Genomic DNA, 26,765 nt, shown 5'->3' with positions numbered 1-26,765 from the left:
GCTGGTCCGCCCGCTTCATCGACCGCGCCACGCCTCTCGCAATCGCTCCAGCGCCGCCTCGACCGACTTTTCGGGCACCGCCGCAAAGCCCAGTACCAACCCGGCGCGTTGATCGAAGGGCGTGGTGGATTCCGGCAGCCAATAGCTGCTCAAACCGTTGATCTCGACATCGACACTGCGCGCCAATTCGATCAGTTCCTGTTCGCGCGCCACGCTTTCGACTGACACGGTCATGTGCAGCCCGGCAGCGACTGTGGGCAACGGGCCAACGCCGGGGATATCCAGCGGCCAACCACTGAGCAGCGTATTGCGCCGACTCAGTGCCGCACGGCGCATGCGGCGGATATGCCGCTGGAAGTGTCCGGCCGCCATGAACTCGGCCATGACTGCCTGCGTGCTGACCTCGGAGTGGCGCACATCCACGGCACGACGCTGGGAAAACGCGTCCACCAGCCCCATTGGCAACACCAGATAACCCAGGCGCAACGCCGGAAACGCGACCTTGCCGAACGTGCCGACATACAACACTCGCCCGTGACGATCGAGTGCCGCCAAAGGCGCCAATGGCGCACCGCTGTAGCGGTACTCGCCATCGTAATCATCCTCGACAATCCAGCCTTGAGTGCGCTCGGCCCAGGCCAGCAACTCCAGACGGCGAGCGAGGCTCATCACCACGCCAGTCGGGTATTGATGTGACGGCGTGACATAGGTCAGGCGGCAATCACTGAGCCCCGCCAGCTCACCGCAGTCGATACCCTCGCTATCCACCGCTACCCCGTGCAAGCGCGCCCCGGCCACGGCGAAGGCATGACCCGCCGCGCGGTAGCCAGGATTTTCGATCGCCACCCCATCGCCCGGCTCCACCAGCAGCTGTGCACAAAGGCTGATTCCCTGCTGCGCGCCACTGGTGATCACAATTTGTTCAGCCGTGCACTGCATGCCCCGCGAGCTGCGTAGATACGCCGCGATCATCCCCCGCAAGCGCGCATCACCTGCAGGGTCGCCGTAACACAGCTGCTGGAAATCCGGTTTACGCCAGAAAGCCGCATTCAGCTTGGCCCAGACCTCGAACGGAAACAGATCGAACGCCGGAACACCAACCCGAAAAGCCTTGGGCGGACCACTGGGCGGCATGGGTAAATGGTTCTTTTCGACGCGAGTCAATGCACCACTGTGGATAACTTTGCTGGATGAATCCACAGGTAAATCGAGCCGATTTGTGGATAAGGTTGTGGGTAACCCTGTTGAAAACCCTGTGGATACTTTTGTGGATAGTTTTTTTGCCGGCACGGTTGCCTGGGGCAGTTGCGCGACATAAGTCCCATCGCCTACCCGCCCTTCGATAAACCCTTCGGCGTACAACTGATCGTAGGCGCGCACCACGCTGTTACGGGAAATCGCCAGCGCGGCTGCCAGATCACGACTGGCAGGCAGACGCGTACCGCTGGCCAGTCGCCCGTCCAACACACGCGTGCGCAATGCCTGGTAGAGCTGACGACTCAGCCCCTGGCGACGATCAAGTTCGATACCTGCCGGGTTGAAGGTCAGGGACAGTGGTTCGCTAGTCATCACAATGGACCTATGAAATTGGTCATTAATGGCTCTTACAACAGACCAATAGCCTGCCTAGGATGCAGACATTCGCCAAGGAAAATATCTCCATGTACACGCCACGTGCTTTTGCCATCGACGAGTTGCCCCAACTGCATGAACTGATCCTCGCCACCCGTCTCGCCATATTGGTGACCCACGGTGAAAGCGGCCTGCAAGCCAGCCATGTACCAGTGCTGCTGCATTGCGAGCAAGGCTCGAACGGCACGTTGTACGGGCATCTGGCCAAAGCCAATCCACAGTGGAAAGACCTGCGCGACGGCGCCGAAGCCCTGCTGATTTTTGCCGGTGCCGACGCCTACGTCAGCCCTGGCTTCTACCCGAGCAAGGCCGAACACGGCAAAGTCGTACCAACCTGGAATTACGTCGCCGTACACGCCTATGGCCGAGCCGAAACCTTCAGTGATGGCGGGCGGCTGCTCGACATCGTCAGCACCCTCACCGATCGTCATGAAGCTGGCCGCGCCCAACCGTGGTCAGTGGCCGATGCCCCCGCCGATTACATCGACGGCATGCTCAAGGCCATCGTCGGTTTCGCCATTCCCATCGACCGTCTGGAAGGCAAGCGCAAGCTCAGCCAGAACCGCAGCCCCGCCGACATCGCCGGCGTGCGCAAAGGCCTGGCCGCCAGCCCCGACGTCAACGACCAAACCCTCGCCCAATTGATGCGCTAAGGAAATCACCATGAGTCAGATCGACATTCGCCAAGTCACCGCCGGTGATCACGCGGCATGGTTGCCGCTGTGGCAAGCCTACCTGCGCTTCTACAACACCGAACTTGCGGATACCGTCACTCAAAGCACCTGGCAGCGCATGCTCGACCCGAGCGAACCGACCCACGCCGCCCTCGCCTGGGCCGATGACAAAGCGGTGGGGATGGTGCACTTCATCTACCATCGTTCGAACTGGGCCATCGAAAACTCCTGCTACCTGCAAGACTTGTTGGTGGTCCCGCAAACCCGTGGTACCGGCGTCGGCCGCCAGTTGATCGAGTTCGTCTACACCACAGCCAAGGCCGACGGTTGCAACAAGGTCCACTGGCTGACCCACGAAACCAATGCCACCGCGATCCAGCTCTACGAGCGCATCGCCGAACGCCCCGGTTTCATCCAGTTTCGCAAAGCCATCTAGGTTCAAGGAGAACAGCATGTCGATTTCACTCGCCGACTGGAAAGGCGTTCCGCCCCCCACGACTCAACTGATCGAAGGGCGTTACATCCGCCTGGAAAGACTCGACCCGGCGCGCCACGGCGACGACCTGTTCAAGGCCCTGCAAGGCCCGGGCGCTGACCCGAAGTTGTGGGACTACCTGCCTTACGGCCCCTTCCCGGAGCGCAGCGTCTTCAACGACTGGCTGAACAACCACGCGACCAGCAGCGATCCGTATTTCTTCAGCGTGATCGACCGCGTCAGCGGCGAGGTCCAGGGCATTCTCAGCCTGATGTCCATCGTCCCGGCCCAGGGCCGCATCGAAATCGGCCACGTCACCTTCGGCGCCCCGATGCAGCGGTCGCCGAAAAGCACCGAGGCGGTTTATCTGCTGGCCAGGGAATCCTTCGCCCTCGGCTACCGTCGCCTGGAATGGAAGTGCAACAACGGCAACGCCCGCTCCAAATACGCGGCTGAGCGACTGGGTTTCAGTTTTGAAGGGGTGTTCCGCCAGCACATGGTGGTCAAGGGGCAGAACCGGGATACGGCGTGGTATTCGATCCTGGATTCGGAGTGGCCGGCGATTGGTGCGGGGTTTGAAAAGTGGCTGAGCGATGAGAACCAGACCGGTTCGGGGCAGGTGAAGTCGTTGGTGGAGTGTCGCGGGTAATCGTCAGCGCCTGGAATTACGCCATCGCGAGCGAGCACTTGATCAATTAACACCCGCTTCACTGATGGGACACAGCACCTGTGGGAGCGAGCTTGCTCGCGATGGCGGCATCACATTCAGCAATTGTTGAGACTGATGCTCCGCTATCGCGAGCAAGCTCGCTCCCACAGGGTTTCAGGCACGGATTTGCAGGCATAAAAAAAGGGGAGCACATGCCCCCCCGAGGTATAAAGCGTTGTATCGAGGCTGTTAACTCAGCCTTCGATCTCGATCAGGATCTCGCCCGGGTTTACCCGGTCGCCCTTGGCCACGTGAATGGCGGTGACTTTACCGGCGATGGCTGCCTGGACTTCTGTTTCCATCTTCATCGCTTCGGTGATCAACACGGCCTGGCCTGCCTTGACGGTGTCGCCCTCCTTGACCAGCACGTCGACGATGTTGCCCGGCATGGTGGTGCTGACGTGACCCGGTGCAGTGGCTTGCTTGCGCTTGCTGCTGCCGCCGCCGACAAATTCGTTGAGCGGCTCGAACACCACTTCTTCCGGCATGCCGTCGATGGACAGGTAGAAGTGACGCTTGCCTTCGGCCTTGACGCCAACACCGGTGATGTCGACGCGGTAGGTTTCACCGTGCACGTCGATGACGAACTCGGTCGGCACACCTTCGCCACCGGCAGAGGCCACGCCACCCGCTTCAGGAATCGGCAGCAGAATCTCTGGCGTGAGGGTGCCAGCGGCGCGTTCCTCGAGGAACTTGCGACCGATGTCCGGGAACATGGCGTAGGTCAGTACGTCTTCTTCAGACTTGGCCAGTGCGCCGATGTCGGCACGCAGCTTGGCCATTTCCGGCTTGAGCAAGTCGGCCGGGCGAACGTCGATAACCTCTTCGCTGCCGATGGCCTGGCGACGCAGTTGTTCGTTCACGGTGCCCGGCGCCTTGCCGTAGCCGCCTTGCAGGTACAGCTTCACTTCGTTGGTGATGGTCTTGTAGCGCTCGCCGGCCAGCACGTTGAAGAACGCCTGGGTACCAACGATCTGCGAAGTCGGGGTCACCAGCGGCGGGAAGCCGAGGTCTTCACGAACGCGCGGGATTTCGGCCAGCACTTCGCTCATGCGGTTGAGCGCGCCCTGCTCTTTCAACTGGTTGGCCAGGTTGGAAATCATCCCGCCCGGTACCTGGTTGACTTGAACACGGGTGTCGACGGCGGTGAACTCGCTTTCGAACTGGTGGTACTTCTTGCGCACCGCGTAGAAGTACAGACCGATCTCTTGCAGCAGTTCCAGGTTCAGGCCGGTGTCGAACTCGCTGCCTTTAAGGGCGGCGACCATCGACTCGGTACCCGGGTGGCTGGTGCCCCAGGCGAAACTGGAGATCGCGGTGTCGATGTGATCGGCGCCGTTTTCGATGGCCTTCATTTGGCACATCGCGGCCAGGCCAGCAGTGTCGTGGGAGTGAATGAACACTGGCAACGATTGCTCGGCTTTCAGAGCCTTGACCAGTTCGCCGGTGGCGTACGGGGTCAGCAGGCCGGCCATGTCCTTGATCGCCACCGAGTCGCAACCCATGGCTTCCATTTGCTTGGCCTGGTTCACGAACGCCTCGATGGTGTGCACCGGGCTGGTGGTGTAGGCGATGGTGCCCTGGGCGTGTTTGCCGGCGGCTTTCACCGCTTCGATGGCCACGCGCAGGTTACGCACGTCGTTCATGGCGTCGAAGATGCGGAACACGTCGATGCCGTTGACCGCTGCCTTGGCCACGAAAGCTTTGACCACGTCGTCGCTGTAGTGGCGGTAGCCCAGCAGGTTCTGGCCGCGCAACAACATTTGCAGGCGGGTGTTAGGCAGCGCGGCGCGCAGTTGGCGCAGACGCTCCCACGGATCTTCTTTCAGGAAACGTACGCAGGCGTCGAACGTCGCGCCGCCCCAGCACTCCAGCGACCAGTAGCCGACTTTGTCGAGCTTGTCGCAGATCGGCAACATGTCTTCGGTGCGCATGCGGGTGGCGAGCAGCGATTGGTGGGCGTCGCGCAGGATAGTGTCGGTAACGTGGATTTGTTTGCTCATTGTTCTATTCCTCACAGGCCTGCGTGGGCGGCGATGGCGGCGGCGATGGCCAGGGCCAGCTCTTCGGGTTTGCGCTTGATCGAGTAGTTGGTCAGTTCAGGGTGGCTTTCAACGAAGCTGGTGTTGAACTGACCGCTACGGAATTCCGGGTTACGCAGGATTTCCTGGTAGTACGCGGCGGTGGTCTTGACCCCTTGCAGACGCATGTCATCCAGGGCGCGCAAGCCACGGTCCATCGCCTCTTCCCAGGTCAGCGCCCACACCACCAGTTTCAGGCACATGGAGTCGTAGAACGGTGGAATGGTGTAGCCGGTATAGATCGCCGTGTCGGTTCGCACGCCGGGGCCGCCGGGAGCGTAGTAACGGGTGATCTTGCCGAAGCTCGGCAGGAAGTTGTTCTTCGGGTCTTCGGCGTTGATCCGGAATTGCAGGGCGAAGCCGCGGTGCTGGATATCTTCCTGTTTCACCGAAAGCGGCAGGCCGGAGGCAATGCGAATCTGCTCGCGGACAATGTCGATGCCGGTGATTTCTTCGGTGATGGTGTGTTCCACCTGCACCCGGGTATTCATCTCCATGAAGTACACCTCGCCCTCGGCGAGCAGGAACTCCACGGTGCCGGCGTTCTCGTATCCCACGGCCTTGGCTGCGCGCACCGACAGGTCGCCGATATAGGCGCGCTGTTCCGGGGTCAGCTGTGGGCTTGGGGCGATTTCGATCAGCTTCTGGTTGCGGCGCTGGATCGAGCAGTCACGTTCGAACAGGTGCACCACGTTGCCGAAGCTGTCGCCAAGAATTTGCGCTTCAATGTGCTTCGGATTGACGATACATTTTTCCAGGAACACTTCCGCCGAACCAAATGCCTTGGTGGCTTCGGAAATGACCCGCGGGAAAGCCTGTTCGAGCTCTTCACGGCTGTTGCAGCGACGAATGCCGCGACCGCCACCACCGGAAGTGGCCTTGAGCATCACCGGGTAACCGATGCGATCGCCTTCGGTCAGGGCTTCTTCGATGCCCGACACGTTGCCTTCAGTGCCCGGGGTCACTGGTACACCGGCCTTGATCATGCTGCGACGGGCTTCGGTCTTGTCGCCCATGCGGCGAATCACTTCAGCCGACGGGCCAATGAACTTGATCCCGCGTTCGGCGCAGATCTCCGCCAGCTCGGCGTTTTCCGAAAGGAAGCCGTAGCCTGGGTGCAGTGCATCGCAACCGGTTTCCACAGCCAGGTTCACCAGCTTGCGCGGGTTCAGGTAACCGGCCAGTGGCTCGGCACCAATGCTGTGGGCCTCGTCCGCTCGCTTGACGTGCAAGGCATGACGGTCGGCATCGGAGTAGATCGCGACCGAGCGAATGCCCATTTCGGCGCAGGCACGTACGATTCGTACGGCAATCTCACCACGGTTGGCGATCAGGATCTTTGTTATCACTTGGAAATTCCCTTGAGCCGGTGGTACCCACGACCTGCTAGACCAGGTCGACGCGTGACCAAATGTTTCAATTTGGTCGCAGGTCCACACTAGCGCTCACAAGGGATTAACAAAAATGAATAATTATTGGGTCATGCATAAGTAAAGACTTATAGTTGATTCACCTGTTAGCGACGAGAGTGATCACATTATGCGTAAGTCATTGATGCGTATGACTTTACGGCAATTGCAGATCTTCAACGAGGTCTGTGATTTGCGGTCGTACAGTCGCGCGGCCGAGGAAATGTCGCTCACACAACCTGCCGTCAGCCTGCAGATTCGTCAACTTGAGGAGCTGATTGGCCAGCCTTTGTTCGATTACGTCGGCAAAAAACTCTACATGACCGAAGCGGCTGAAGCGTTACAGCGGGCCAGCCGGGATATTTTCGGACGCCTGGAAAACCTCGACATGCAGCTGTCGGACATGCAGGGTTCGTTGCAGGGGCAGCTGAAACTGGCGGTGGAATCCAGCGCCAAATATTTCGTGCCGCACTTGTTTGCCGCCTTCAAACGCCAGCACCCGGAGGTGAACCTGCAACTGACGGTGGTCAATCGCGGCCAGGTCATTCGGCGTTTGTCGGACAACCGCGACGACCTGGTGATCATGTCCATGGTGCCTCAGGACATGGGCCTGGAATTCCTGCCGTTCCTGAACAACCCGATCGTCGCCGTGGCGCCACCGGATCACCCGCTGTGTCATATGGGGCCGCTGCGCTTGCAGGATCTCGAACCCTACACACTGCTGCTGCGTGAGCCAGGCTCCGGGACGCGGCTGGCGTGCGAAGAATACTTCAAAGAGAAACGCGTGCACTTCAACCAGACTCAGGAAGTCTCGTCTGCCGAAGCCCAGCGAGAATGTGTACTGGCAGGCCTGGGCGTTGCGCTGTTGACGCGCCACGCCCTGAACCTTGAGCTGGCAACCGGTGGGCTGATCGAATTGCCGGTCGAAGAACTGCCGCTATTCCGTAGCTGGTGCCTGGTGCAGGCCAAGGCAAAGCGCCTGTCACCGGTGGCTCATGCCTTCCTGGCGTTTATCCGCAGCGAACGGATTCAGATCAGCGCGCTGGTTGAGCGTTTCGACGGGAAGCTACGGGAGACGTCTGCCAGAAGTTAAGTTCCAGCTCTGGAAAATCGCCAATCTCGGCCAGAAGCTGACGGCGTTCGCAGCGATCTTCGATGGCGCGACGGAATTCCATGCGGCGCTGATCTTCTTGCTGACGACGGGTTTTGACAGCGCTGTTGCGTTCTTCGTAGGGCATGGCCATTTCGAGTCTCCCAAGGCGAGTACGGGAGTTTCAAGATAGGCGCGGGGGATGACGGTTTGGCGGCTTGGGGGTTACAAACTGATGAAAATTGCGGTGCATTCGAGGCCGCCATCGCGAGCGACCTCGCTCCCACAGGTTCTGCGGCGTGCATGATCAAATGTGGGAGCGAGCTTGCTCGCGATAAGGTCGGAACGACCTTCATGCAATCTCAGGCCTGGCTCAATCGTCCAGCGCTTTCACCGACTTGGGCGACAACCGCAAGCTGCGCAGGCTGCGCTTGACGCTCTTGAGGTGGTTGACCAGGCTCGGGCCACGCGCCATGGCCACGCCCATCGCCAGCACGTCGATCACCACCAGGTGGGCAATACGCGAAGTCAGCGGCGTATAGATTTCAGTGTCTTCATGCACATCGATCGCCAGATTGACCGTAGACAGTTCGGCCAACGGCGTCTGGCTCGGGCACAAGGTGATCAACGAGGCACCGCTTTCACGCACCAGGTTGGCAGTGATCAGCAGGTCCTTGGAACGCCCGGACTGGGAAATGCAGATCGCCACGTCGGTTGGCTTGAGCGTCACGGCCGACATCGCCTGCATGTGCGGGTCGGAATACGCCGCAGCGGTGAGCAGCAAGCGGAAGAACTTGTGCTGGGCGTCCGCCGCGACCGCACCCGAGGCACCAAAGCCATAGAACTCGACACGCTGGGCCTGGGACATCAGCGTCACCGCCCGCTGCAATTCCAGCGGATCGAGTTTCTCGCGAACCTCCATCAGCGTATGCAGGGTGGTGTCGAAGATTTTCAGGCTGTAGTCAGCGACCGAATCATCCTCATGGATCGCAAACTGGCCGAAACTCGCACCTGCCGCCAGGCTCTGGGCCAGCTTCAGCTTCAGGTCCTGAAAGCCGGAACAACCGATGGCACGGCAAAAGCGCACGATGGTCGGCTCACTGATGCCCACGCTGTGGGCCAGGTCGGCCATGGAGCTGTGCATCACGGCCGCAGGATCAAGCAGCACATGGTCGGCGACCTTGAGCTCCGACTTGCGTAACAGGTGGCGAGACTGGGCGATGTGTTGCAGCAGATTCAAAGGGCTGGACTCTTTGTTATTGGCAGGTGCCGGGGATGTAGCACGCTTGTAGTTATACTACATGAATCGGCTTTTTGCCTGCTCAATGCGTTACCGAATCCCTCGATTTCAGGTGCCCGCGCTTCATGTAGCACTCATGGCGCCTGTCCAGGTGTGCCGGGTGCACGTTTTAAAGGACAAAAGCTACTTACGTATCCTCGTCAGCTTGCGGCTTGCGCGTGCAGCAAACCTGCCAACGTCTCAGCCTCAACCGGGCGGCTGATCAAATAGCCCTGAACCTCATCGCAGCGCTCGGCTTTCAGGAACTCAAGCTGTTCTCCGCGCTCCACTCCTTCCGCCACGACCTTAAGCTTCAGGCCGTGGGCCATGGCAATGATTGCCCGGGTAATCGCCGCGTCTTCGCTGCCCTCACCCAAGCCACGGATAAAGGCCTGATCAATCTTCACGTAATCCACCGGGATCCGCTTGAGATAGCTCAGGGATGAGTAACCAGTGCCAAAATCGTCAATGGCCAGTTTCACCCCGAGATCACGCAACTGCTGGAAGGTTGCGATGATGTGTTCGACGCTGTCCAGCAACTGGCTTTCGGTGAGTTCCAGCTCCAGCAGTTGCGGCGCCAGCCCGGTCTCTTCCAGCACCTGCCGCACCAGACTGACCAGCTTGCCTTGGCGCAATTGATGCACCGACAGATTGACCGACACCCGAATTGCTTCGAGTCCCTGCCGTTGCCACTCACAGGCTTGCCAGCAGGCCTGACGCAGCACGAACTCACCGATCGGGCCGATCAATCCGGTTTCTTCAGCCAGGCCAATGAAATCCCCCGGCGGCACTCGGCCCATGGTCGGATGATCCCAACGCACCAAGGCTTCGGCGGCATTCAACCTGCCAGTGGCCAGGCACAGTTTCGGTTGGTAAAACACCTTCAGTTGTTTGTCTTCGATGGCTTTGCGCAAGTGGTTTTCCAGCTGTAAACGCTCCAACGTGCTGGCTTGCAAGCTGTCGGTGTAAAACTGGAAATTATCGCCACCCAGGTGTTTGGCGTGCTGCATTGCCATGTTCGACTGACTGACCAGTGCCGATATTTCCCGCGCGCTGTCCGGCAACAAGCTGATGCCCATCGACGCGCTGAGCACCAGCTCATGCCCGTCAATGGTCACCGGCAAACGCAACTTGTTCGCCAGACGAGTCGCCACCCTCGCCAGGCTCGAAAGGTTGCCGTAGGAATTGAACAGTACGGCAAACTCATCACCGGAAAGGCGCGCGATGGTGTCTGCTTCAGGCAATGCATTCACCAGTCGCCGGGCCATTTTCTGCAATAACTGATCGGCGACTTCATGCCCCAGGCTGTCGTTGAGTTGCTTGAACCGATCGAGATTGATGTGCAGCAACGCCAGGCTGCGATAACCGCCCTGCCGCACTCGTTGATGAGCCTCGTTGAGTCGTTCGCGAAACATCGCGCGGTTGGCCAGACCGGTAAGTTCGTCGTAATGGGTCAGATAGCGCATACGCTGTTCGGACTCTCGACGAGCCGAGAGATCAGCGAAGAAGCCCACAATATGGCTCACACTTCCCCGGGCATCGCGCACGGCATTCAGTTGCAGCCATTGCGGATACATCTCGCCGTTCTTGCGGGTTTCCACCAATTCGCCCTGCCAGCTGCCTTGCTGCTCCAGCGCCTGATGTATCGCGGCGTAATGCCTACGCGCATCGCGACTGCATGGCAACTCAACGACATTGCGTCCGATCATGTCGTCAATGTCATAACCGGTCACCCGACTGAAGGCTTGATTGATCGCGATCAGGACGTAGTTCGGATCGAAAATCACGATCCCTTCGCTGGCCGCCTCGAACACGGTCGCCGCCAATTGCCGCTGCTCTTCCAGACTTTTGCTGGCGCTGATATCGCGGCGAGTGCCGACCATGCGAATCACCCGGCCGTTGTCGGCACGCTCGACTGCCCGCCCGCGGTCCTCGATCCAGACCCAGTGGCCGTCGCCATGCCGCACGCGATACTCGATTTGATAGTCCTCGGTGCGGCCCTTCAAATGCTCGACCAGCGCCCTTTTCAGCGCAGGAAGATCCTCGGGGTGAAGGCGCGGCTTGAGGTGACGCAATATCGCCGTGACCTGTTCCGGCTCCAGGCCGAACAATTCCTGAATTTGTGTGTGATGGACTTCGTCGGTTTGCAGATTCCAGTCCCACAACCCCAACTCGCTGGCCTTCAATGCCAGCGCCAGGCGCGCCTCACTCTTGCTCAGTGCCTGATTGGCGGCGTCCAGTTCCAGGCTGCGCTGAGCGACTCGGTTTTCCAGGTCGACCTGGATCTCTCGCAATTCGTCCTCGGCACGTCGGCGCTGTTCTATCTCCTTGGCCAGCTTCTGATTGAGCTGATCACTGCAGCTTTGCGCCTGCTGCAGATGCTCGATCAGTGCCTGGTTCTGAAAGCGTCGCATCAAGCCCCGATCGATCAATCGATTGACTTGCCAGGCAACCACGCTCAACGCACCGAGCAGGATCAGCCCGAACCAGCCCCAACCTTGCTGCTGTTCGTCAGCCCCCCAAAACATATAGGCGATGGCCGGCAACAGGCAGGGCAAGGTGAATGACAGGAAGGCCGGCAAGCTGACCGCATAAGCCACGCTGGCCGAGAGCGCTGCGGCACCGATGAGGCCGAAGACCCAGGCTTGCTGAATGAAGTTATCGGCGGGAACCAGGGCGATGCCGGCACCGGCCAGGGTCAGACCGGTGAGGCCGGAGCCCAGCAAAAACATCCGCCGCCAGATGGGATGGGCCTGACGGTTGGGAATGGCCGAATCAAAGGCTGCGACCTGAATCACCCGCAATGCCACCAATGACAACAACCACACCAGCCAGACACTGACCAGGAAATAGCGCTGCGGGCTCCAGAGCAAACCGGCACAGACCAGGCCATTGATCAGCATGAACAACGTGGGCAGCAGCGAGCCTTGATACAACAGGCGCGTGCGTTCGACCGCCATTTCCATGGCGTACTGTTTACGGATCACCCGGGGTTCCACAGTGGGGCCCGACAGGTCGAAGCTGAGGGTCATAGGCGATGTTCTTGTTCTTATAATGATGAGCATGTGCCCGAAACTGCTCGGAGCATACACAAGCAATTGCCCGGACCAAACTGCTGCTGATCAATAAATCGCCAAATTTTTCGGACGCCGATGCCACTGAAAATGCTGAAGGCACGTCCCGCCAATGCCTGCAGCCGATGACTGACCGGTCGTCCTTCGCATAACTTTCATCGGTTAAAGCGAAGCGGGGTTTGCCCGGTGTGTCGCGGCCCCCTAGAATGCCCCGATGCGCGATGATCTCTCCCTTCTGCTGAACTCCCTCAACGATGCCCAACGCCAGGCCGTAGCGGCCCCCGTGGGTCGTCAGTTGGTCCTGGCCGGTGCTGGTTCCGGTAAAACCCGAGTGCTGGTGCACCGTATCGCCTGGTTGATCCAGGTCGAAAACGCCTCGCCCCACTCCATCCTGTCGGTGACCTTCACCAACAAGGCCGCTGCCGAGATGCGCCAGCGCATCGAGCAGTTGATGGGTATCAACCCGGCCGGCATGTGGGTTGGCACCTTCCACGGCCTGGCGCACCGCCTTTTGCGGGCACACTGGCAGGAAGCGGGCTTAAGCCAGACCTTCCAGATTCTCGACAGCGATGACCAGCAGCGGTTGGTCAAGCGGGTGATCCGCGAGCTCGGCCTGGACGAACAGCGTTGGCCGGCCCGTCAGGCCCAATGGTTCATCAACGGCCAGAAAGACGAAGGCCTGCGCCCGCAACACATTCAAGCCAGCGGCGACCTGTTCCTGGCAACCATGCGCGGTATCTATGAGGCCTACGAGGCCGCCTGCCTGCGTGCCGGTGTCATCGACTTCTCCGAATTGCTGCTGCGCGCACTCGATCTGTGGCGCGATCACCCAGGCCTGCTCGCTCACTATCAAAAGCGCTTCCGGCACATTCTGGTGGACGAGTTCCAGGACACCAACGCCGTGCAATACGCCTGGTTGCGCATGTTGGCCAAGGGTGGCGACAGCCTGATGGTGGTGGGCGACGACGACCAGTCGATCTACGGCTGGCGCGGCGCCAAAATCGAGAACATCTACCAGTATTCCGAAGACTTCCCGGACGCCGAAACCATTCGCCTGGAGCAGAACTATCGCTCCACCGCCGGCATCCTGAAGGCTGCCAACGCCTTGATCGCCAACAACACCGGGCGCTTGGGCAAAGAGCTGTGGACTGACGGCGGCGACGGCGAAGCGATCAACCTGTACGCCGCCTTCAACGAGCACGATGAAGCACGCTACGTTGTCGAAACCATCGAAAGCGCGCTGAAAACCGGCTTGTCTCGCAGCGATATCGCGATTCTGTATCGCTCCAACGCCCAATCGCGGGTTCTGGAAGAGGCCTTGCTGCGCGAGCGCATTCCCTACCGCATCTATGGCGGTCAGCGCTTCTTCGAACGCGCCGAAATCAAGAACGCCATGGCCTACATGCGCTTGCTCGAAGGCCGCGGTAACGATGCTGCGCTGGAAAGGGTCATCAACGTGCCGGCCCGTGGCATCGGTGAGAAAACCGTCGAAGCGATCCGCGACCATGCGCGCCACAGCGATGTGTCGATGTGGGAAGCGATGCGCCAACTGGTCGCCAACAAGGGCCTGACCGGTCGTGCGGCCGGCGCTCTGGGCGCGTTTATCGAGCTGATCGAGAACCTCGCCGCCAAGTGCATGGAAATGCCACTGCACCTGATGACCCAGACCGTCATCGAGCAGTCGGGGCTGATCGCCTATCACGAAGCGGAAAAAGGCGAGAAAGGCCAGGCCCGGGTAGAAAACCTTGAGGAACTGGTCAGCGCCGCGCGCAACTTCGAAAACAGCGAAGAAGACGAAGACCTGACGCCATTGGCGGCGTTCCTTGGTCACGCATCGCTGGAGGCCGGCGACACGCAGGCCGACGAGCACGAAGACAGCATTCAACTGATGACCCTGCACAGCGCCAAAGGCCTGGAGTTCCCTTACGTGTTCCTGGTGGGCATGGAAGAAGGCCTGTTCCCGCACAAGATGAGCCTGGAAGAACCCGGCCGCCTGGAGGAAGAGCGTCGTCTGGCCTACGTAGGCATCACCCGGGCCATGCAGAATCTGGTGATGACCTTCGCCGAAACCCGGCGCCTTTATGGCAGCGAGACCTACAACAAGGTGTCGCGCTTCGTACGCGAAGTTCCGAAAGGCCTGATTCAGGAGGTGCGGCTGTCCAACAGCGTCAGCCGTCCGTTCGGTGGCAACCAGTCGATGAGTGGCAGCAACCTGTTCAGCGGCAGCGAAATTCCGCAGACCGGCTTCAGCCTGGGCCAGACTGTGCGCCACTCGATCTTCGGTGACGGCGTGATCCTCAACTTCGAAGGCGCCGGGGCTCAGGCCCGGGTGCAGGTGAACTTCAGCGAAGGCAGCAAGTGGCTGATGCTGGGGTATGCCAAACTGGAAGCAATCTAGCCTTTCTGTGGGAGCGAGCTTGCTCGCGATAGCGGTAGATCAGTCGACATTATTTCTGGTTGTCAGTCCGTCATCGCGAGCAAGCTCACTCCCACAGGGTTCTGCGCTGGCCTTGACTGATCCGGGAGACGCAAACACATGGGCTCAGGCTTTTTTTCCTCCTGGACATTCTGGGCCCTGTTATCCGCGGCATTCGCGGCAATGACCGCCATTTTCGCGAAAGTCGGCATCGAAAACGTCAACTCCGACTTCGCCACCCTGCTGCGTACGATGGTGGTATTGGTCAGCCTGGCCTTGATTTTGTACGCCACGGGCCAATATCAGTCCTTGGGATCGATCTCTGCGAAGAGCTACCTGTTCCTGCTGTTGTCGGGCCTTGCCACCGGTGCATCGTGGATCTGCTATTTCCGCGCACTCAAGGTCGGTCCGGCGTCACTGGTTGCTCCAGTGGACAAACTCAGCGTGGTGCTGGTGGCTGTCCTTGGCGTTGTCCTGCTGGGTGAAAAACTCGACTTGCGCCAATGGGGCGGAATAGGCCTGATCACGGCCGGGGTGGTCATGCTTGCCCTGCGACGCTAGGCAAGCGTCCTACAAGCCCTGTCCACTCATCTGACAGATCAAAGTCAAAAGGCCTTATTGCACGGACTGGAGCTGAACACGACCTGTCAGGCAAAAGCCCGAAACACTCTGCCGCTAGCCAGCAACACTTCACCTGTGCAACATGGCGCGCGTGCCTTCCACAAATGGGAATTCCCTTTATGAAACGTTTTCTTAGCATCGCCATGGCGTTGTGCATCGGCCTGACGATGAGTCTCGACGTCAATGCCGCCAAGCGCTTCGGTGGTGGCAAAAGCGCAGGCGCTGCGCCGACTCACCAGACCAGCCAGATGGCTCCTTCTTCTCCAGGCATGGGCGGCGCTGCGGCGACCGCTGGTGCTGCCGGTGCCGCTGGCGCTGCTGCCAAGGCCGGTGGCGCTTCGCGCTGGCTCGGCCCACTGGCCGGTATCGCTGCCGGTGGCCTGCTCGCATCCATGTTCATGGGTGACGGCTTCCAGGGCATGCAGATCTTCGACATCCTGATCATGGCCGTCATTGCGTTCCTGGTCTTCCGCTTTATCGCCGCCCGTCGTCGCAAGCAGCAGGAGCAGTACGCTCCGGCCGGCCACGCGCCGATGCAACGTGAGGCGTTCGAACAAAAGCCTGCCGGCGGTTCGATCTTCGGTGGTTCGGCAGCGCCTGTTGCCGCTCGCCCGGTGATCAACGCGCCAGCCTGGTTCAACGAAGGAAACTTCGTCGAAGCGGCACGCAATCACTTCCAGTCCCTGCAACAGCACTGGGACGCCAACGAAATGGACAAGATCGCCGAGTTCGTGACTCCGCAAATGCTGGAGTTCCTCAAGCGTGAGCGTGCTGACCTGGGCGACGGCTTCCAGTCCACCTACATCGATAACCTCAATGTACAACTGGACGGTGTGGACGATCGCGCCGACAAGACCATCGCCACCCTGACCTTCACTGGCCTGTCGAAAACCTCGCGTTTCGACCAGGGCGAAGTCTTCAGCGAAAGCTGGAACATGGAACGTGCACAGGGCGAAAACCAGCCTTGGCTGGTGGCAGGTATCCGCCAGAACGGCTGATTACCCTCCGCGTTTCACTTGTTGTAAACAAAACCCCGGCCCAGGCCGGGGTTTTCTATTTCGCGGTTGCATCTATAGCAAGCTACTGTATAAACCGCCCCATATAAACCGCGCCATACAAGCAAGAGGATCCCGGACGTGGAAGAAATCATCGAACAACTGCGTGAAGCCAACGAACCGGTACCGGTCCCCTTGGAGTTGCCCGACGAAGACCTGCTGGTCGAAATCGAAGAACAACTGTTCATCGACATTCCGTTCGTCTTCAGAGAGTTTCTGCTGACCGTCAGCGATGTGGTCTACGGCAGCCTGGAACCGGTCACCGTGACCGACCCGCAATCCCACACCTACCTGCCCGACGTTGCCGCCAACGCCTGGGACGCCGGCGTCGATCGCAGCCTGATCCCGATCTGCCAGGACGGTGATGACTACTATTGTGTCGAAGAAGACGGCACCGTGGTGCTTTGGCAGGCCGAAGAAGAACTGATCGCCGAAGAGACCTGGGAGTCTGTCTGGCACTGGGCACGGGACGTCTGGCTGGAAAGCTGATCCAGTCAACGCCGCGGGGTGGTCAATGCCCGGACGACTCCTTGTGATTGTCGAGGGTTTCCAGCAACGCCACCTGCATCCGCGTATGCACACGAATGAACCAGCGCCACAACAGCGCCGCCACGGCGGCCGCGACCACGGCGATCAGTACCAGCAACTTGTTGGTCGGCAGAATACTGGCCGACAAGGCTGCCAGCAGAAAAAAGATCACCAGCAGCGACAGGATCGGGATCACTTCGGCGATCACCCGGCGCACTCGCTGCGTGTGGCGCCCGGCCATCTCCGGCTTCACGCCCATTTCCGCGAGCAACATCGACAGCGCCTTTAGCTTGCGGTACGCCGCAATCAAAAAAGGCAGCGATAACAACAGCGCCCCGCCCCAGATCAACGCCTTTTGCCAGCTCAGATCGCTGATCCAGCCTTGCAGGTAAGCCGACATGCGTTCGGCGAAGTAAGCGCCCGAAAAGAAGATCGCGATCACCAGCGCCAGATTGACGCCCACCTGCAGCAAGATCCTGCGAATCATGGATGCCAGTAACGCACCCTCACCCTGCGGCTGGATGCTGCGCAGCCATTCGCCATACATCCCCAGCACCCGCCCCAAGCGTTCTGGCATCGCGCTGGCGAGCTTGATCGACAATGGATCGGCCGCACGGATCAGATAAGGCGTCAGCAGGGTCGTGATCACCGAAACCGCCACAGCCACGGGGTATAAAAAGTTACTGGTGACCTGCAACGTCATGCCCAGTGCCGCGATGATGAAAGAGAATTCGCCAATCTGTGAAAGACCCATCCCGACTCGCAGCGAGGTACGTCCGTCATTGCCGGCGATAAATGCACCAAGGCCGCAGGACAACATCTTGCCGAGCACCACGGCTACGGTGATTACCGCGATTGGCCAGGCGTACTGAAGCAGGATCGCCGGATCGAGCATCAGCCCGATGGCCACAAAGAAAATCGCACTGAAAAGATCGCGAACCGGTTCAATCAAACGCTCGATTTTCAGCAGTTGCCGGGATTCCGCCATGATCGCGCCGATCAGGAATGCACCGAGGACCATGCTGTATTCAAGCTTGACCACCAGCAGGCAGAAACCAAAACACAGGCCCAGCACCGTGATCAGCAGCATTTCGTTGCTTTCGAATCTGGCGACGTAGGCCAGCAACCGCGGCACCATCAGGATGCCAATGACCAAGGCGACGATCATGAACAGCGACAGCTTGCCGACCGTGGAAAACACTTCGCCGGAGCTGACCGTACCGCTGACCGCGATGCTGGACAGCAACGCGATGATGCCGATGCCCAGAATGTCTTCGACGATCAGCACTCCGAATATCAACTGGGCAAACCGCTCGTTCTTCAGCTTCAGATCATTGAGCGCCTTGACGATGATGGTGGTCGAGGAAATCGCCAGGATCGCGCCGAGGAATAGTGAATCCATGGTGTTCCAGTCGAACCAGCGACCAATCTCATAGCCGATCCAGATCATCAACACGATTTCCAGGAATGCCGCGATGAATGCCGTGGCACCGACCTTGAACAACTTGCGCAGGCTGAACTCCAGGCCCAGGCAGAACATCAGGAATATCACACCGAGCTCGGCCAGGGTCTTGATGGTTTCTTCGTCGTGGATCAGGCCGAATGGCGGGGTGTGCGGGCCAATGATGAAACCGGCGACGATGTATCCCAGTACCACCGGTTGTTTCAGGCGATGGAAGACCACGGTGACCACGCCTGCGATCAACATGATCACTGCCAGATCCTGAATGAAACTGATGGCATGCATGGCGTGAGACTCCCTGGGTGGTATTGCTCGATCCCCGGACGTAGGAAAAGCCTGATCGAGCAGAACAAAAATCGGAATTGCACGTAGGAAATGCCCTTGAGGCGGGGCTTTTTTGCAGGGTAACACCGCGACTTCTGGCAGAAAGGCGGTGCAATATATGGAAACAGATCGATCCGGCGTGACGGCGACCCGGCACCCGGCGTCCCGATAACTGTTGGTTTGAAAAAAAACCGCCGAGGCACCCGCAGAGGTGCATCCCTCAAACCTGGCCTTGACCCGTGAGAATGCTATGGAACCCGGAAACGCCCAGCTGTCGATGACGGTATTGATGACCCCCGACATGGCCAATTTCTCTGGCAATGTTCACGGCGGCACCCTGCTCAAATACCTCGACGAAGTGGCCTACGCCTGCGCCAGCCGTTATGCCGGCCGCTATGTGGTGACCTTGTCGGTGGATCAGGTCATTTTCCGTGAGCCGATCCATGTCGGCGAACTGGTGACCTTCCTGGCCTCGGTCAACTACACCGGCAACACCTCCATGGAGGTGGGCATCAAAGTGGTGACCGAGAACATCCGCGAACGCTCGGTGCGCCATACCAACAGTTGCTTCTTCACCATGGTCGCGGTGGATGAGCAGCGTAAACCTGCATCGGTACCACCGCTGCAACCGCAGAACAGCGAAGACAAGCGCCGCTATATGCAGGCCCAGCAGCGCCGGCAGATTCGTCAGGAGCTGGAAAAGCGCTATCAGGAAATCAAGGGCGACGCCTGAGCTGGTCTGTCAGGCTGATGGTGTTCGTTAGATAGCCATTCGCGAGCAAGCCCGCTCCCACACTGGATCTATGCAATACCGAAGATCAAATGTGGGAGCCTGCTCGCGAATGGGGGCAACGCAGAATCAAAGGCTGATCGAGGTCGCCTCGAACCGCACCCGCGGATGGGCAATCCGGTCCTGAGCCCGAACCAGTTCCAACTCGTAGCTGGCACAAGCCTGGGTTTCCAGCAGCACTTCATGCACCGCCGATGCCGTGAACTCGAACGCGGCCACCAGGCTGTCGCCCAGCAGCACACGCGCCAGGAACAGGCCGGACGTCAAATCGCCCACGCCCACCGGCTGACGCGGGAACGCCAGCAACGGGCGCTGCAAATGCCAGCTGCCTTCGGCCGTCACCAGCAGCATCTCGAAGACCTCAGCAGACTTGCCTGGGTAGTCCAGATGCTTGACCAGCACCGCTTTCGGACCGCGCACCAACAATGCACGCGCCATTGCCAGGCAATCGAACAGCGACTGCGGCTTGCGTCCGGAGAAGCTGTCCAGCTCCAGCTGGTTCGGGCACATGAAGTCCGCCACGGCGGCGGCCTCCTCCAGCAGAAAATCACTGACCTCCGCCGGAACACTGCAGCCCTTCTCCGGATGCCCCATGACCGGGTCACACAGGTACAGCGCCTTGGGGTTCATCGACTTGATCCGCTCCACCCCCGTCAGGATCGCCCGGCCCTGGGCCGCACTGCCGAGGTAACCGGAGAGCACCGCATCGCAGTTGCCCAGCTCGCCAATCGCCGCGATGCCTTCGACCAGGTCAGGTATCTGGTGCGGCGCCAACACTTCACCGGCCCACTGACCGTACTGGGTGTGATTGGAGAACTGCACGGTGTTGAGCGGCCAGACATTCACCCCGACCCGTTGCATCGGGAAAACCGCGGCACTGTTGCCGGCGTGACCGAATACCACGTGGGACTGGATAGCGAGCAAATGCGGTGTACGTTTCATGCGGTGGATTTCCGTAAAACGATTGAAATTCTAGCCGCGCAGTATGCGACTAAACGCAGCCTGTACGACAGACCAGCGACACAGTTAAGCTGACACTATCTTGTTGGAGCACCCTGTTGATGCTGACCCTTGGAAATATATTCGTGCTGATGCTGTTCGCCACTGCCGGCGCATGGCTATGGCACAACCACGGCTTGCGCGAGCGCGCGCTGGAGCGGGTCAAGCAGCATTGCGGCAAACTCGGGATCGAATTGCTCGACGGCAACGTGGCCTTGAAAAGAATCGCGTTCATCAGGGATGCCAGTGGTCGGCGACGCCTGGCCCGTGTGTATAACTTCGAGTTCACCGTGACGGGCGAAACCCGCCACAACGGTACCATCACCCAGTTCGGCGCTCACAGCGCACAGATTGAGCTCGCGCCCTACCCGGTCCCGTTCGACGAAACCGAACCGGTGGTCGAAGTGGCGAAACCTCGCGCTGAAGTGATCGAGCTGAGCCAATGGCGTCAGGAACACACCAAGTGGCGACCTTGAGCCATTAACCCGATCCGGATCGACACGCTGCCAGCTCACGCTGCAGTCGTTCTGCATTCTGCGTTTCACTGAAAATCAGCTCGATACGCGAATCCTGCCGCCATTCACTGGGCTGCCAGTCCAGCACCGAGTTATCCACAGCGTTCGCCGAGACCCACTCGTGGGCGCTGTGGATAACCAGCTTCGCCCGCTTCCAGCCAAGGCATTCAAGCCACCGGCCAACCAGAGCGGCATCAAACACCTGGCTTGGGTGCCAACGCCATCCGATGCTCCAGCCTCCGTCCTGTTCCTGACTCAAGCAAATGGGCAACGCGGGATCACTCCAGACCGCCGGCAGTTGCGCCAACCCCTTGGGCAAGACGAAGTTATCCACACCTGCCAGCGCTTTGGCATGCAGCCCCGGCAACTCGCTCAAGGGTAAAGCCGCCTGTTGCGTCCAGCACAGGGGGAGCGGCGGCAATTGCCCGGTGATTCGCTGGCGGCTTTCTTCTTCGAGTCCTTCAGACTTGTTCAACAGTAATAATCCCGCATGGCCCAGCGCTTGCTGTTGAACATCCGGCAGCGGTTTGCCAGCGGCGAGCGCCTGGGCATCCAACACCAGCACACAAGGCTGGACAGCCAACACGTCTTGCCACGGCGCTTCGCTCAATTGCCTGAGCAGCTGCGCCGGATGCCCCAGCCCCGAGGGTTCGATGAACAGCCGATCCGGTTGTGCCTTGCGCAACAAGCGCCCAAGACCAATCTGAAACGGCGCACCGTTGACGCAACACAAGCAGCCCCCGGCCACTTCCCCCAGTGCGATACCATCGGCGTCCTGGGTCAGTAGCGCAGCGTCGAGACCGATCTGGCCAAACTCGTTGATCAACACCGCCCACCGCTCGCCAGCCGGGCGCTGGGCCAGCAGGTGCTTGATCAGGCTGGTCTTGCCGGCACCCAAGGGGCCGGCAATGACATGAGTGGGGATATTCTGCAGCATGGTTGATGATTTCTGAGGAGGTGATGGATGCGGTTGATTGGCTTGGCGTTGCTCCTGGCACTCGTTTCAGGCGAAGCGCTGGCCCAGGCTTGTGTGGTTCATAGCCAGGGCGAGCGACTTGATGTCCAGGTTTGCCAGCAGAACCGCAACATCCCGCCAAAACTCTTCGCCGATGGTTTCTGCCAACCGAACCTGACTGGGCAGAAAGTCGATGTGCAGTATGTCGATCAATGTCCCGGCGGCGCATTTGGTATCTGCAGCAACGCCCAAGTCGCCAATATGCCCTACCGACAGGATATTCACTATTACGGCGTTGCCACCGACGCGGCGTATTTGCAGCCGTACTGCGAGGCCCAGAACCAGGGCACCTGGATCAGGCCCTGAAGCACCAGCAGAGAATCAGGCAGCCTCTTCGTACCAAGGGCCGAATGGATCAGGCAGCAAATGCCAGCCCTCTACGCCCAGCGCCATTTCCTCATCGGTCAGCAGACATGCGTCCAGCTCGGCCGCAAGCTGCGTGAAGTCGATGTTCTGGCCGATGAAAACCAGTTCCTGACGACAGTCCCCGCTGTCAGCGGTCCAGTTTTTCATGATCCCGGCGGTACTTTCTTCGTCTTGCGGCCATTGGTTTTTCGGTACGAAACGCCACCAGCGTCCGGCGAAGCCATAGCGCATCAAACCACCGGCCTGAGACCAGCTGCCGGCATCCATGTGCTTGCTCGCCAGCCAGAAAAAGCCCTTGGAGCGCAGCAGTTTGCCGTTGTCCCAAGGGCCGTCGATGAAGTTGAAGAAACGCTGTGGATGGAACGGTCGGCGAGCCCGGTAAGCACTGGAAGCAATGCCGTATTCTTCGGTTTCCGGCACATGTTCGCCGCGCAGCTCCTGCAACCATCCCGGTGCCTGGGCAGCCTTTTCGAAGTCAAAACGACCGGTGTTGAGAATCTTGTTCAAGGGGATTTCACCCATCGACATCGCAATGATTTCCGCCCTGGCATTGAGCCGTTCAAGTATGGCGATCAACTCCTCACGCTGGTGGCTGCTGATCAAGTCGATCTTGCTGAGCAAAATCACATCGGCGAACTCGACCTGCTCAATCAACAGATCGGTAATCGAACGTTCGTCTTCCTCCCCTAAGGTTTCTCCTCGGGAAGCCAGGCTTTCGGCAGCCTGGTAATCGAGCAGGAAGTTCATGCCATCGACCACCGTGACCATGGTGTCCAGACGTGCGATGTCGTTGAGGCTCTGGCCGTTTTCATCGCGGAAGGTGAAGGTTTCCGCCACCGGCAGCGGTTCGGAAATACCGGTGGACTCGATCAGCAGATAGTCGAAGCGACCCTCCCTGGCGAGTTGGCTCACTTCCTCCAGCAAATCTTCACGTAACGTACAGCAAATACACCCGTTACTCATTTCCACCAACCGTTCTTCAGCCCGATTAAGGCTGACATCGCGCTGGACTTCGGTGCCATCAACGTTGATTTCGCTCATATCGTTGACGATGACTGCAACCCGCAAGCCATCGCGATTACGTAGTATGTAATTAAGAAGTGTACTTTTTCCGGCACCAAGAAAGCCGGAGAGAACGGTCACGGGGAGTCGATTGGACATCTGCATATTCCTCACAGGGATGCCCGGTCGCTGTGTCGGGCTTACATAATGTTATACTGTAACAACACAAATAAACCATCCCCTCTTGCTCAGCAGGGCTGAACGACAGGATGCTGAACGCCGCTGCCTTCGTGAGAAAGCCCATGTGCAACGCCCTTAAACCCGTATTGATCATGCTGTCCCTGCTGGTGGCTGCCGACGCGATGGCACAGGTCCCGAGCCTGGCCAAGTGCACTCGCAGCGCCAACCTGCTGGCCTGCGTGGATGCGGATGGCAACGCCTACAGCGTCAATACCGCCGGAAGCACGATCTATTTGCGGGGTTTTGAAGTGGCCGGAAAACGCTATTGGGCACAGACCAACAGCCGCTACGGCCAGCTTACGTTTTTCACCGGTATCGCTTCCGACGGCGAGACCTGGGTTGGCTACAACCGGCGCGTCGGCTGGACCACGATCAACCGGTTTTCCAGCTCCGGCGGCAGCAGCGCCAGGTTCACCTGCAGCCGGATCGCTGGCTGTTAGGCCGGCTTGTTTTTCTGCTCTTGCTGCCAGGAAAATGACGTCTGTGCATGATGAAAACCTGCTCATGAAAAAGGCATCGTCGATTTTGTTGTTATGATATAACATTATAAATCAACTCCCACGATGGACCTGCTCATGAATGCGCTGACTCTGCCTGATATCGCCGCGCAGGCCTCACGCAAAGCCCTGCCACTGGAGTGGGTGGGCATGTGCGGCATTGCTCTTCCCGTTTTGTTTGAGGGCCAACGACTGAATGCAAAGGCCGATGCCGGCGTGAGCCTCGACGATGGCAACGCGCGTGGCATTCACATGTCACGGCTCTATCTGGCGCTTGAATTGTTGGAACAGGAAAGCCTTTCAGCGGCTTTATTGCGGCGGGTTTTGCAGCGTTTTCTTGAGAGCCATGAAGGGCTTTCCAGCAGCGCCCACTTGACCCTTCACGCCGATTTGTTGCTGAAAAGGCCCGCACTAATCAGTCCATTGGCTGGCTGGAAAAGCTATCCGGTCAGCATCGAAGCACGTTTGAAAAACGCAATGTTCCACGTGGAACTAAAAATCGAGGTGCCTTATTCCTCAACCTGCCCGTGTTCTGCTGCTCTTTCTCGACAGTTGATTCAGCAGCAGTTCGTCGATGATTTCGCCAACAAGCCACTGCAACACGCCGACGTTTTAGCGTGGCTCGGCTCCACGAATGGCATCGTCGCCACACCTCACAGCCAACGCAGCAGCGCAAAGTTGCGCGTACGGCTGGCTGACTTTTTGGACGAGTTGCCTCTGATCGCCGTCATCAATGACGCCGAAGCCGCACTCGGCACAGCCGTTCAAACAGCGGTAAAACGCGCCGACGAACAGGCCTTCGCCCTCGCCAATGGTCAGAACCTGATGTTCTGCGAGGACGCCGCACGCCGCTTGAATCTGGCCCTGAAGCGCTCCACGGGCATTAACGCCTTCCACATTCGTGTGATCCACGCCGAAAGCCTGCACGCCCACGACGTCGTAGCCGAAAGCCGATTCAACTGGGAGGTCGCATGATCGGTTGCCACTCCTTGCGCTGGGGCGCACCGGGGCAGCCACTGACACCAGCGCTGGACTTCGAACTGTCGAAGGGCAGCCTGACCGCCATCATCGGTGCGAACGGCTCCGGGAAAAGCAGCCTGCTGAAGGTCATCGCAGGCTTGCAAAAACCGTTGGCCGGAAAAGTGCGACTGAGTGTTCCACTCAAGGGCGGCGTGTCGTTCCTGCCCCAGCAACAACACCTGGACAGGCAATTTCCGATCAGCCTTCAGGCATTGGTCGCCGCCGGTTTCTGGGGCAACAAACAGTCACCGCAGATCCGTAGCCAACGACTGAATACTGTCCTCGAAAACTGGTGCCTGAACGGTCTGGAAGATCGACCCTTGATGGCCCTCTCCGGCGGTGAATTGCAACGTGCCCTGCTCGCCCGACTGAGCCTGACCGACGCACCGTTGCTGCTGCTCGATGAACCCCACGCGGCCCTCGACGAACTGGGTCAAGCGTTACTCTGGAAGCACCTGCACGAGTGGCACCACGAAGGCCGGACACTGATGGTCGTGTGCCATGACCTCGCCGCTGTGCGCGAGCACATCCCACACACATTGCTGATCAAACACAGCGGTTGTGTATTCGGCCCGAGCCTCGAACTGATCCGCCAACAGCCACAAGCGCAGGTGGCCTGATGATCACTGCCGCGCATCTTTGGCAACCGTTCCACGAATTCGTATTCATGCGCCGAGCGCTTCTCGGTGGATTGGTCCTGGCATGCAGCACGGCGCCCCTGGGGGTATTTCTGATCCTCAGACGCATGAGCCTGATCGGTGATGCCGTCGCCCACGGCATCCTCCCCGGTGCGGCGTTAGGTTTCTGGTTTGCCGGGTTGAGCCTCCCTGCGCTGACCATCGGTGGCCTCGGCGCGGGCCTGAGCATGGCAGGCCTCGCAGCCTGGATTACGCGACGCACCGGCCTGCGAGAGGACGCCAGCCTTGCGGCGATCTACCCGATTTCCCTGGCCGGTGGCGTGCTGATTCTCGGCATCGCCGGCAAACGCCTGGACCTGTTGCACCTGCTGTTTGGTTCCGCGCTGGCAGTCGACGGCCCGACCTTGACCGGCATGCTTTGGGTCTCGGGCCTGAGCCTGATGGCCATGGCACTGATCTACAAACCACTGCTGCTCGACACCCTCGACCCGCTTTTTCTGCAAACCGTCAGCCGGCTCGGCCCACTGGCCCACGGCGTATTCCTGACGCTGGTGGTGTTGAATCTGGTCATCGGCTTCCAGGCGATCGGCGCGTTGATGGTAGTCGGCCTGATGATGTTGCCTGCCGCCGCGGCACGTTTCTGGAGTCGCCGCCTGCCAATACTGATCGTCGTCGCCACCGTGCTCGGCAGCGTCTCGGTATGGCTCGGTTTATTGATCTCATTCTATTACTCGCTGCCCAGTGGCCCGGCAATCGTGCTGGTGGCCGGCGGTGGATATCTGTTGTCCGTGGTGTTTGGGCCGGTGCACGGCTTGCTGCGCCGCCCGCCTTTGCTCACATCCCAATGAGGTGTT

The 26,765-nt window shown here is 59.5% G+C and carries 25 protein-coding genes; 15 read left to right on the top strand and 10 right to left on the bottom strand.

The features are described from left to right. Positions 1–15: 15 nt before the first annotated feature. Positions 16–1,569: a PLP-dependent aminotransferase family protein gene (locus KW840_RS05000; protein WP_090452207.1), complete on the bottom strand. Its 1,554-nt coding sequence runs from the start codon at positions 1,567–1,569 to the stop codon at positions 16–18. Between the two features lie 92 nt (positions 1,570–1,661). Here KW840_RS05000 and KW840_RS04995 point away from each other — a divergent pair, with 92 nt between their 5' ends. Genes KW840_RS04995 through KW840_RS04985 form a run of 3 tightly spaced genes read left to right on the top strand, consistent with a single transcriptional unit; the run spans position 1,662 to position 3,430 of the window. Next, positions 1,662–2,285, top strand: coding sequence for an FMN-binding negative transcriptional regulator (locus tag KW840_RS04995; RefSeq protein ID WP_218494604.1), 624 nt, complete (start codon positions 1,662–1,664; stop codon positions 2,283–2,285). A gap of 10 nt (positions 2,286–2,295) precedes the next feature. After that, on the top strand, positions 2,296–2,742 hold the full coding sequence (locus KW840_RS04990) for a GNAT family N-acetyltransferase (RefSeq protein ID WP_154860866.1): 447 nt from the start codon (positions 2,296–2,298) through the stop codon (positions 2,740–2,742). A 16-nt stretch (positions 2,743–2,758) separates the two neighbouring features. After that, positions 2,759–3,430 (top strand): GNAT family N-acetyltransferase, encoded by a 672-nt coding sequence (locus KW840_RS04985; protein ID WP_090452212.1) that lies wholly within the window; start codon positions 2,759–2,761, stop codon positions 3,428–3,430. A 254-nt stretch (positions 3,431–3,684) separates the two neighbouring features. Here the strand turns inward: KW840_RS04985 and oadA are convergent, their stop codons facing one another. Together oadA and KW840_RS04975 are read right to left on the bottom strand one after the other, a co-directional pair. Further along, positions 3,685–5,493, bottom strand: coding sequence for a sodium-extruding oxaloacetate decarboxylase subunit alpha (gene oadA, locus KW840_RS04980; protein WP_218494603.1), 1,809 nt, complete (start codon positions 5,491–5,493; stop codon positions 3,685–3,687). Positions 5,494–5,504: 11 nt separating this feature from the next. Next, positions 5,505–6,920, bottom strand: a complete 1,416-nt coding sequence (locus KW840_RS04975; RefSeq protein WP_007971702.1) for an acetyl-CoA carboxylase biotin carboxylase subunit — start codon at positions 6,918–6,920, stop codon at positions 5,505–5,507. Between the two features lie 190 nt (positions 6,921–7,110). Here KW840_RS04975 and KW840_RS04970 point away from each other — a divergent pair, with 190 nt between their 5' ends. After that, the gene (locus tag KW840_RS04970; protein ID WP_218494602.1) at positions 7,111–8,073 is read left to right on the top strand and encodes a LysR family transcriptional regulator; all 963 of its coding nucleotides are present in this window, start codon (positions 7,111–7,113) and stop codon (positions 8,071–8,073) included. Here KW840_RS04970 and KW840_RS04965 read toward each other — a convergent pair. From KW840_RS04965 to KW840_RS04955, 3 genes are all read right to left on the bottom strand, one after another. Then, on the bottom strand, positions 8,015–8,224 hold the full coding sequence (locus KW840_RS04965) for a PA3496 family putative envelope integrity protein (protein WP_085723603.1): 210 nt from the start codon (positions 8,222–8,224) through the stop codon (positions 8,015–8,017). The two genes, KW840_RS04970 and KW840_RS04965, sit on opposite strands and share 59 nt — an antisense overlap. 219 nt (positions 8,225–8,443) lie before the next feature. Further along, positions 8,444–9,310, bottom strand: coding sequence for a transcriptional regulator HexR (gene hexR / locus KW840_RS04960; protein ID WP_007954250.1), 867 nt, complete (start codon positions 9,308–9,310; stop codon positions 8,444–8,446). A gap of 200 nt (positions 9,311–9,510) precedes the next feature. Continuing rightward, positions 9,511–12,381: an EAL domain-containing protein gene (locus KW840_RS04955; protein ID WP_218494601.1), complete on the bottom strand. Its 2,871-nt coding sequence runs from the start codon at positions 12,379–12,381 to the stop codon at positions 9,511–9,513. Between the two features lie 256 nt (positions 12,382–12,637). Here KW840_RS04955 and uvrD point away from each other — a divergent pair, with 256 nt between their 5' ends. From uvrD to KW840_RS04935, 4 genes are all read left to right on the top strand, one after another. Further along, on the top strand, positions 12,638–14,821 hold the full coding sequence (uvrD, locus tag KW840_RS04950) for a DNA helicase II (protein ID WP_218494600.1): 2,184 nt from the start codon (positions 12,638–12,640) through the stop codon (positions 14,819–14,821). Between the two features lie 138 nt (positions 14,822–14,959). Further along, the gene (locus tag KW840_RS04945; protein WP_218494599.1) at positions 14,960–15,400 is read left to right on the top strand and encodes an EamA family transporter; all 441 of its coding nucleotides are present in this window, start codon (positions 14,960–14,962) and stop codon (positions 15,398–15,400) included. A 179-nt stretch (positions 15,401–15,579) separates the two neighbouring features. Next, positions 15,580–16,458: a Tim44 domain-containing protein gene (locus KW840_RS04940; protein ID WP_057712698.1), complete on the top strand. Its 879-nt coding sequence runs from the start codon at positions 15,580–15,582 to the stop codon at positions 16,456–16,458. A 138-nt stretch (positions 16,459–16,596) separates the two neighbouring features. Then, a complete protein-coding gene (locus tag KW840_RS04935; protein WP_003187120.1) occupies positions 16,597–17,004 on the top strand; it encodes an SMI1/KNR4 family protein in 408 nt (135 codons plus the stop codon). A gap of 22 nt (positions 17,005–17,026) precedes the next feature. On the opposite strand, the gene KW840_RS04930 is transcribed toward KW840_RS04935, so the two are convergent. Beyond that, positions 17,027–18,790, bottom strand: a complete 1,764-nt coding sequence (locus tag KW840_RS04930) for a cation:proton antiporter (RefSeq protein ID WP_218494598.1) — start codon at positions 18,788–18,790, stop codon at positions 17,027–17,029. A gap of 289 nt (positions 18,791–19,079) precedes the next feature. Here KW840_RS04930 and KW840_RS04925 point away from each other — a divergent pair, with 289 nt between their 5' ends. Beyond that, positions 19,080–19,562 carry an acyl-CoA thioesterase gene (locus tag KW840_RS04925; RefSeq protein WP_057712696.1) on the top strand — a complete coding sequence of 161 codons (483 nt, stop codon included), beginning with the start codon at positions 19,080–19,082 and terminating at the stop codon, positions 19,560–19,562. Positions 19,563–19,688: 126 nt separating this feature from the next. On the opposite strand, the gene pdxY is transcribed toward KW840_RS04925, so the two are convergent. After that, a complete protein-coding gene (gene pdxY / locus KW840_RS04920) occupies positions 19,689–20,561 on the bottom strand; it encodes a pyridoxal kinase PdxY (RefSeq protein ID WP_057712695.1) in 873 nt (290 codons plus the stop codon). A gap of 119 nt (positions 20,562–20,680) precedes the next feature. Here pdxY and KW840_RS04915 point away from each other — a divergent pair, with 119 nt between their 5' ends. Continuing rightward, positions 20,681–21,094, top strand: a complete 414-nt coding sequence (locus KW840_RS04915; RefSeq protein ID WP_057712694.1) for a DUF3301 domain-containing protein — start codon at positions 20,681–20,683, stop codon at positions 21,092–21,094. A gap of 4 nt (positions 21,095–21,098) precedes the next feature. On the opposite strand, the gene KW840_RS04910 is transcribed toward KW840_RS04915, so the two are convergent. Continuing rightward, entirely contained in the window at positions 21,099–22,070 is a 972-nt protein-coding gene (locus KW840_RS04910) for a GTP-binding protein (RefSeq protein ID WP_218494597.1), read from the bottom strand. A gap of 27 nt (positions 22,071–22,097) precedes the next feature. Between KW840_RS04910 and KW840_RS04905 the strand changes: the two genes are divergently transcribed. Next, a complete protein-coding gene (locus KW840_RS04905) occupies positions 22,098–22,454 on the top strand; it encodes an NADH:ubiquinone oxidoreductase (RefSeq protein ID WP_218494596.1) in 357 nt (118 codons plus the stop codon). A gap of 15 nt (positions 22,455–22,469) precedes the next feature. Here the strand turns inward: KW840_RS04905 and zigA are convergent, their stop codons facing one another. Continuing rightward, positions 22,470–23,675, bottom strand: a complete 1,206-nt coding sequence (zigA, locus tag KW840_RS04900) for a zinc metallochaperone GTPase ZigA (RefSeq protein ID WP_218494595.1) — start codon at positions 23,673–23,675, stop codon at positions 22,470–22,472. A gap of 143 nt (positions 23,676–23,818) precedes the next feature. Between zigA and KW840_RS04895 the strand changes: the two genes are divergently transcribed. The 4 genes from KW840_RS04895 (at position 23,819) to KW840_RS04880 (ending at position 26,759) form a co-directional block, all read left to right on the top strand. Continuing rightward, positions 23,819–24,196, top strand: coding sequence for a glutamine synthetase (locus KW840_RS04895; RefSeq protein ID WP_218494594.1), 378 nt, complete (start codon positions 23,819–23,821; stop codon positions 24,194–24,196). 135 nt (positions 24,197–24,331) lie between these two features. Continuing rightward, a complete protein-coding gene (gene folE2 / locus KW840_RS04890; RefSeq protein ID WP_218494593.1) occupies positions 24,332–25,228 on the top strand; it encodes a GTP cyclohydrolase FolE2 in 897 nt (298 codons plus the stop codon). Then, positions 25,225–25,893: a metal ABC transporter ATP-binding protein gene (locus tag KW840_RS04885; RefSeq protein WP_218494592.1), complete on the top strand. Its 669-nt coding sequence runs from the start codon at positions 25,225–25,227 to the stop codon at positions 25,891–25,893. Before folE2 ends, KW840_RS04885 begins: the two co-directional genes overlap by 4 nt. Next, positions 25,893–26,759 (top strand): metal ABC transporter permease, encoded by an 867-nt coding sequence (locus KW840_RS04880; protein ID WP_218494591.1) that lies wholly within the window; start codon positions 25,893–25,895, stop codon positions 26,757–26,759. The genes KW840_RS04885 and KW840_RS04880 overlap by 1 nt, the downstream gene beginning before the upstream one ends. Positions 26,760–26,765 lie beyond the last annotated feature (6 nt).

This window comes from Pseudomonas sp. PDM30 (genome assembly GCF_019218985.1).
GTDB lineage: Bacteria > Pseudomonadota > Gammaproteobacteria > Pseudomonadales > Pseudomonadaceae > Aquipseudomonas > Aquipseudomonas jessenii.
This window is presented reverse-complemented; position numbering and strand designations above follow the sequence as displayed.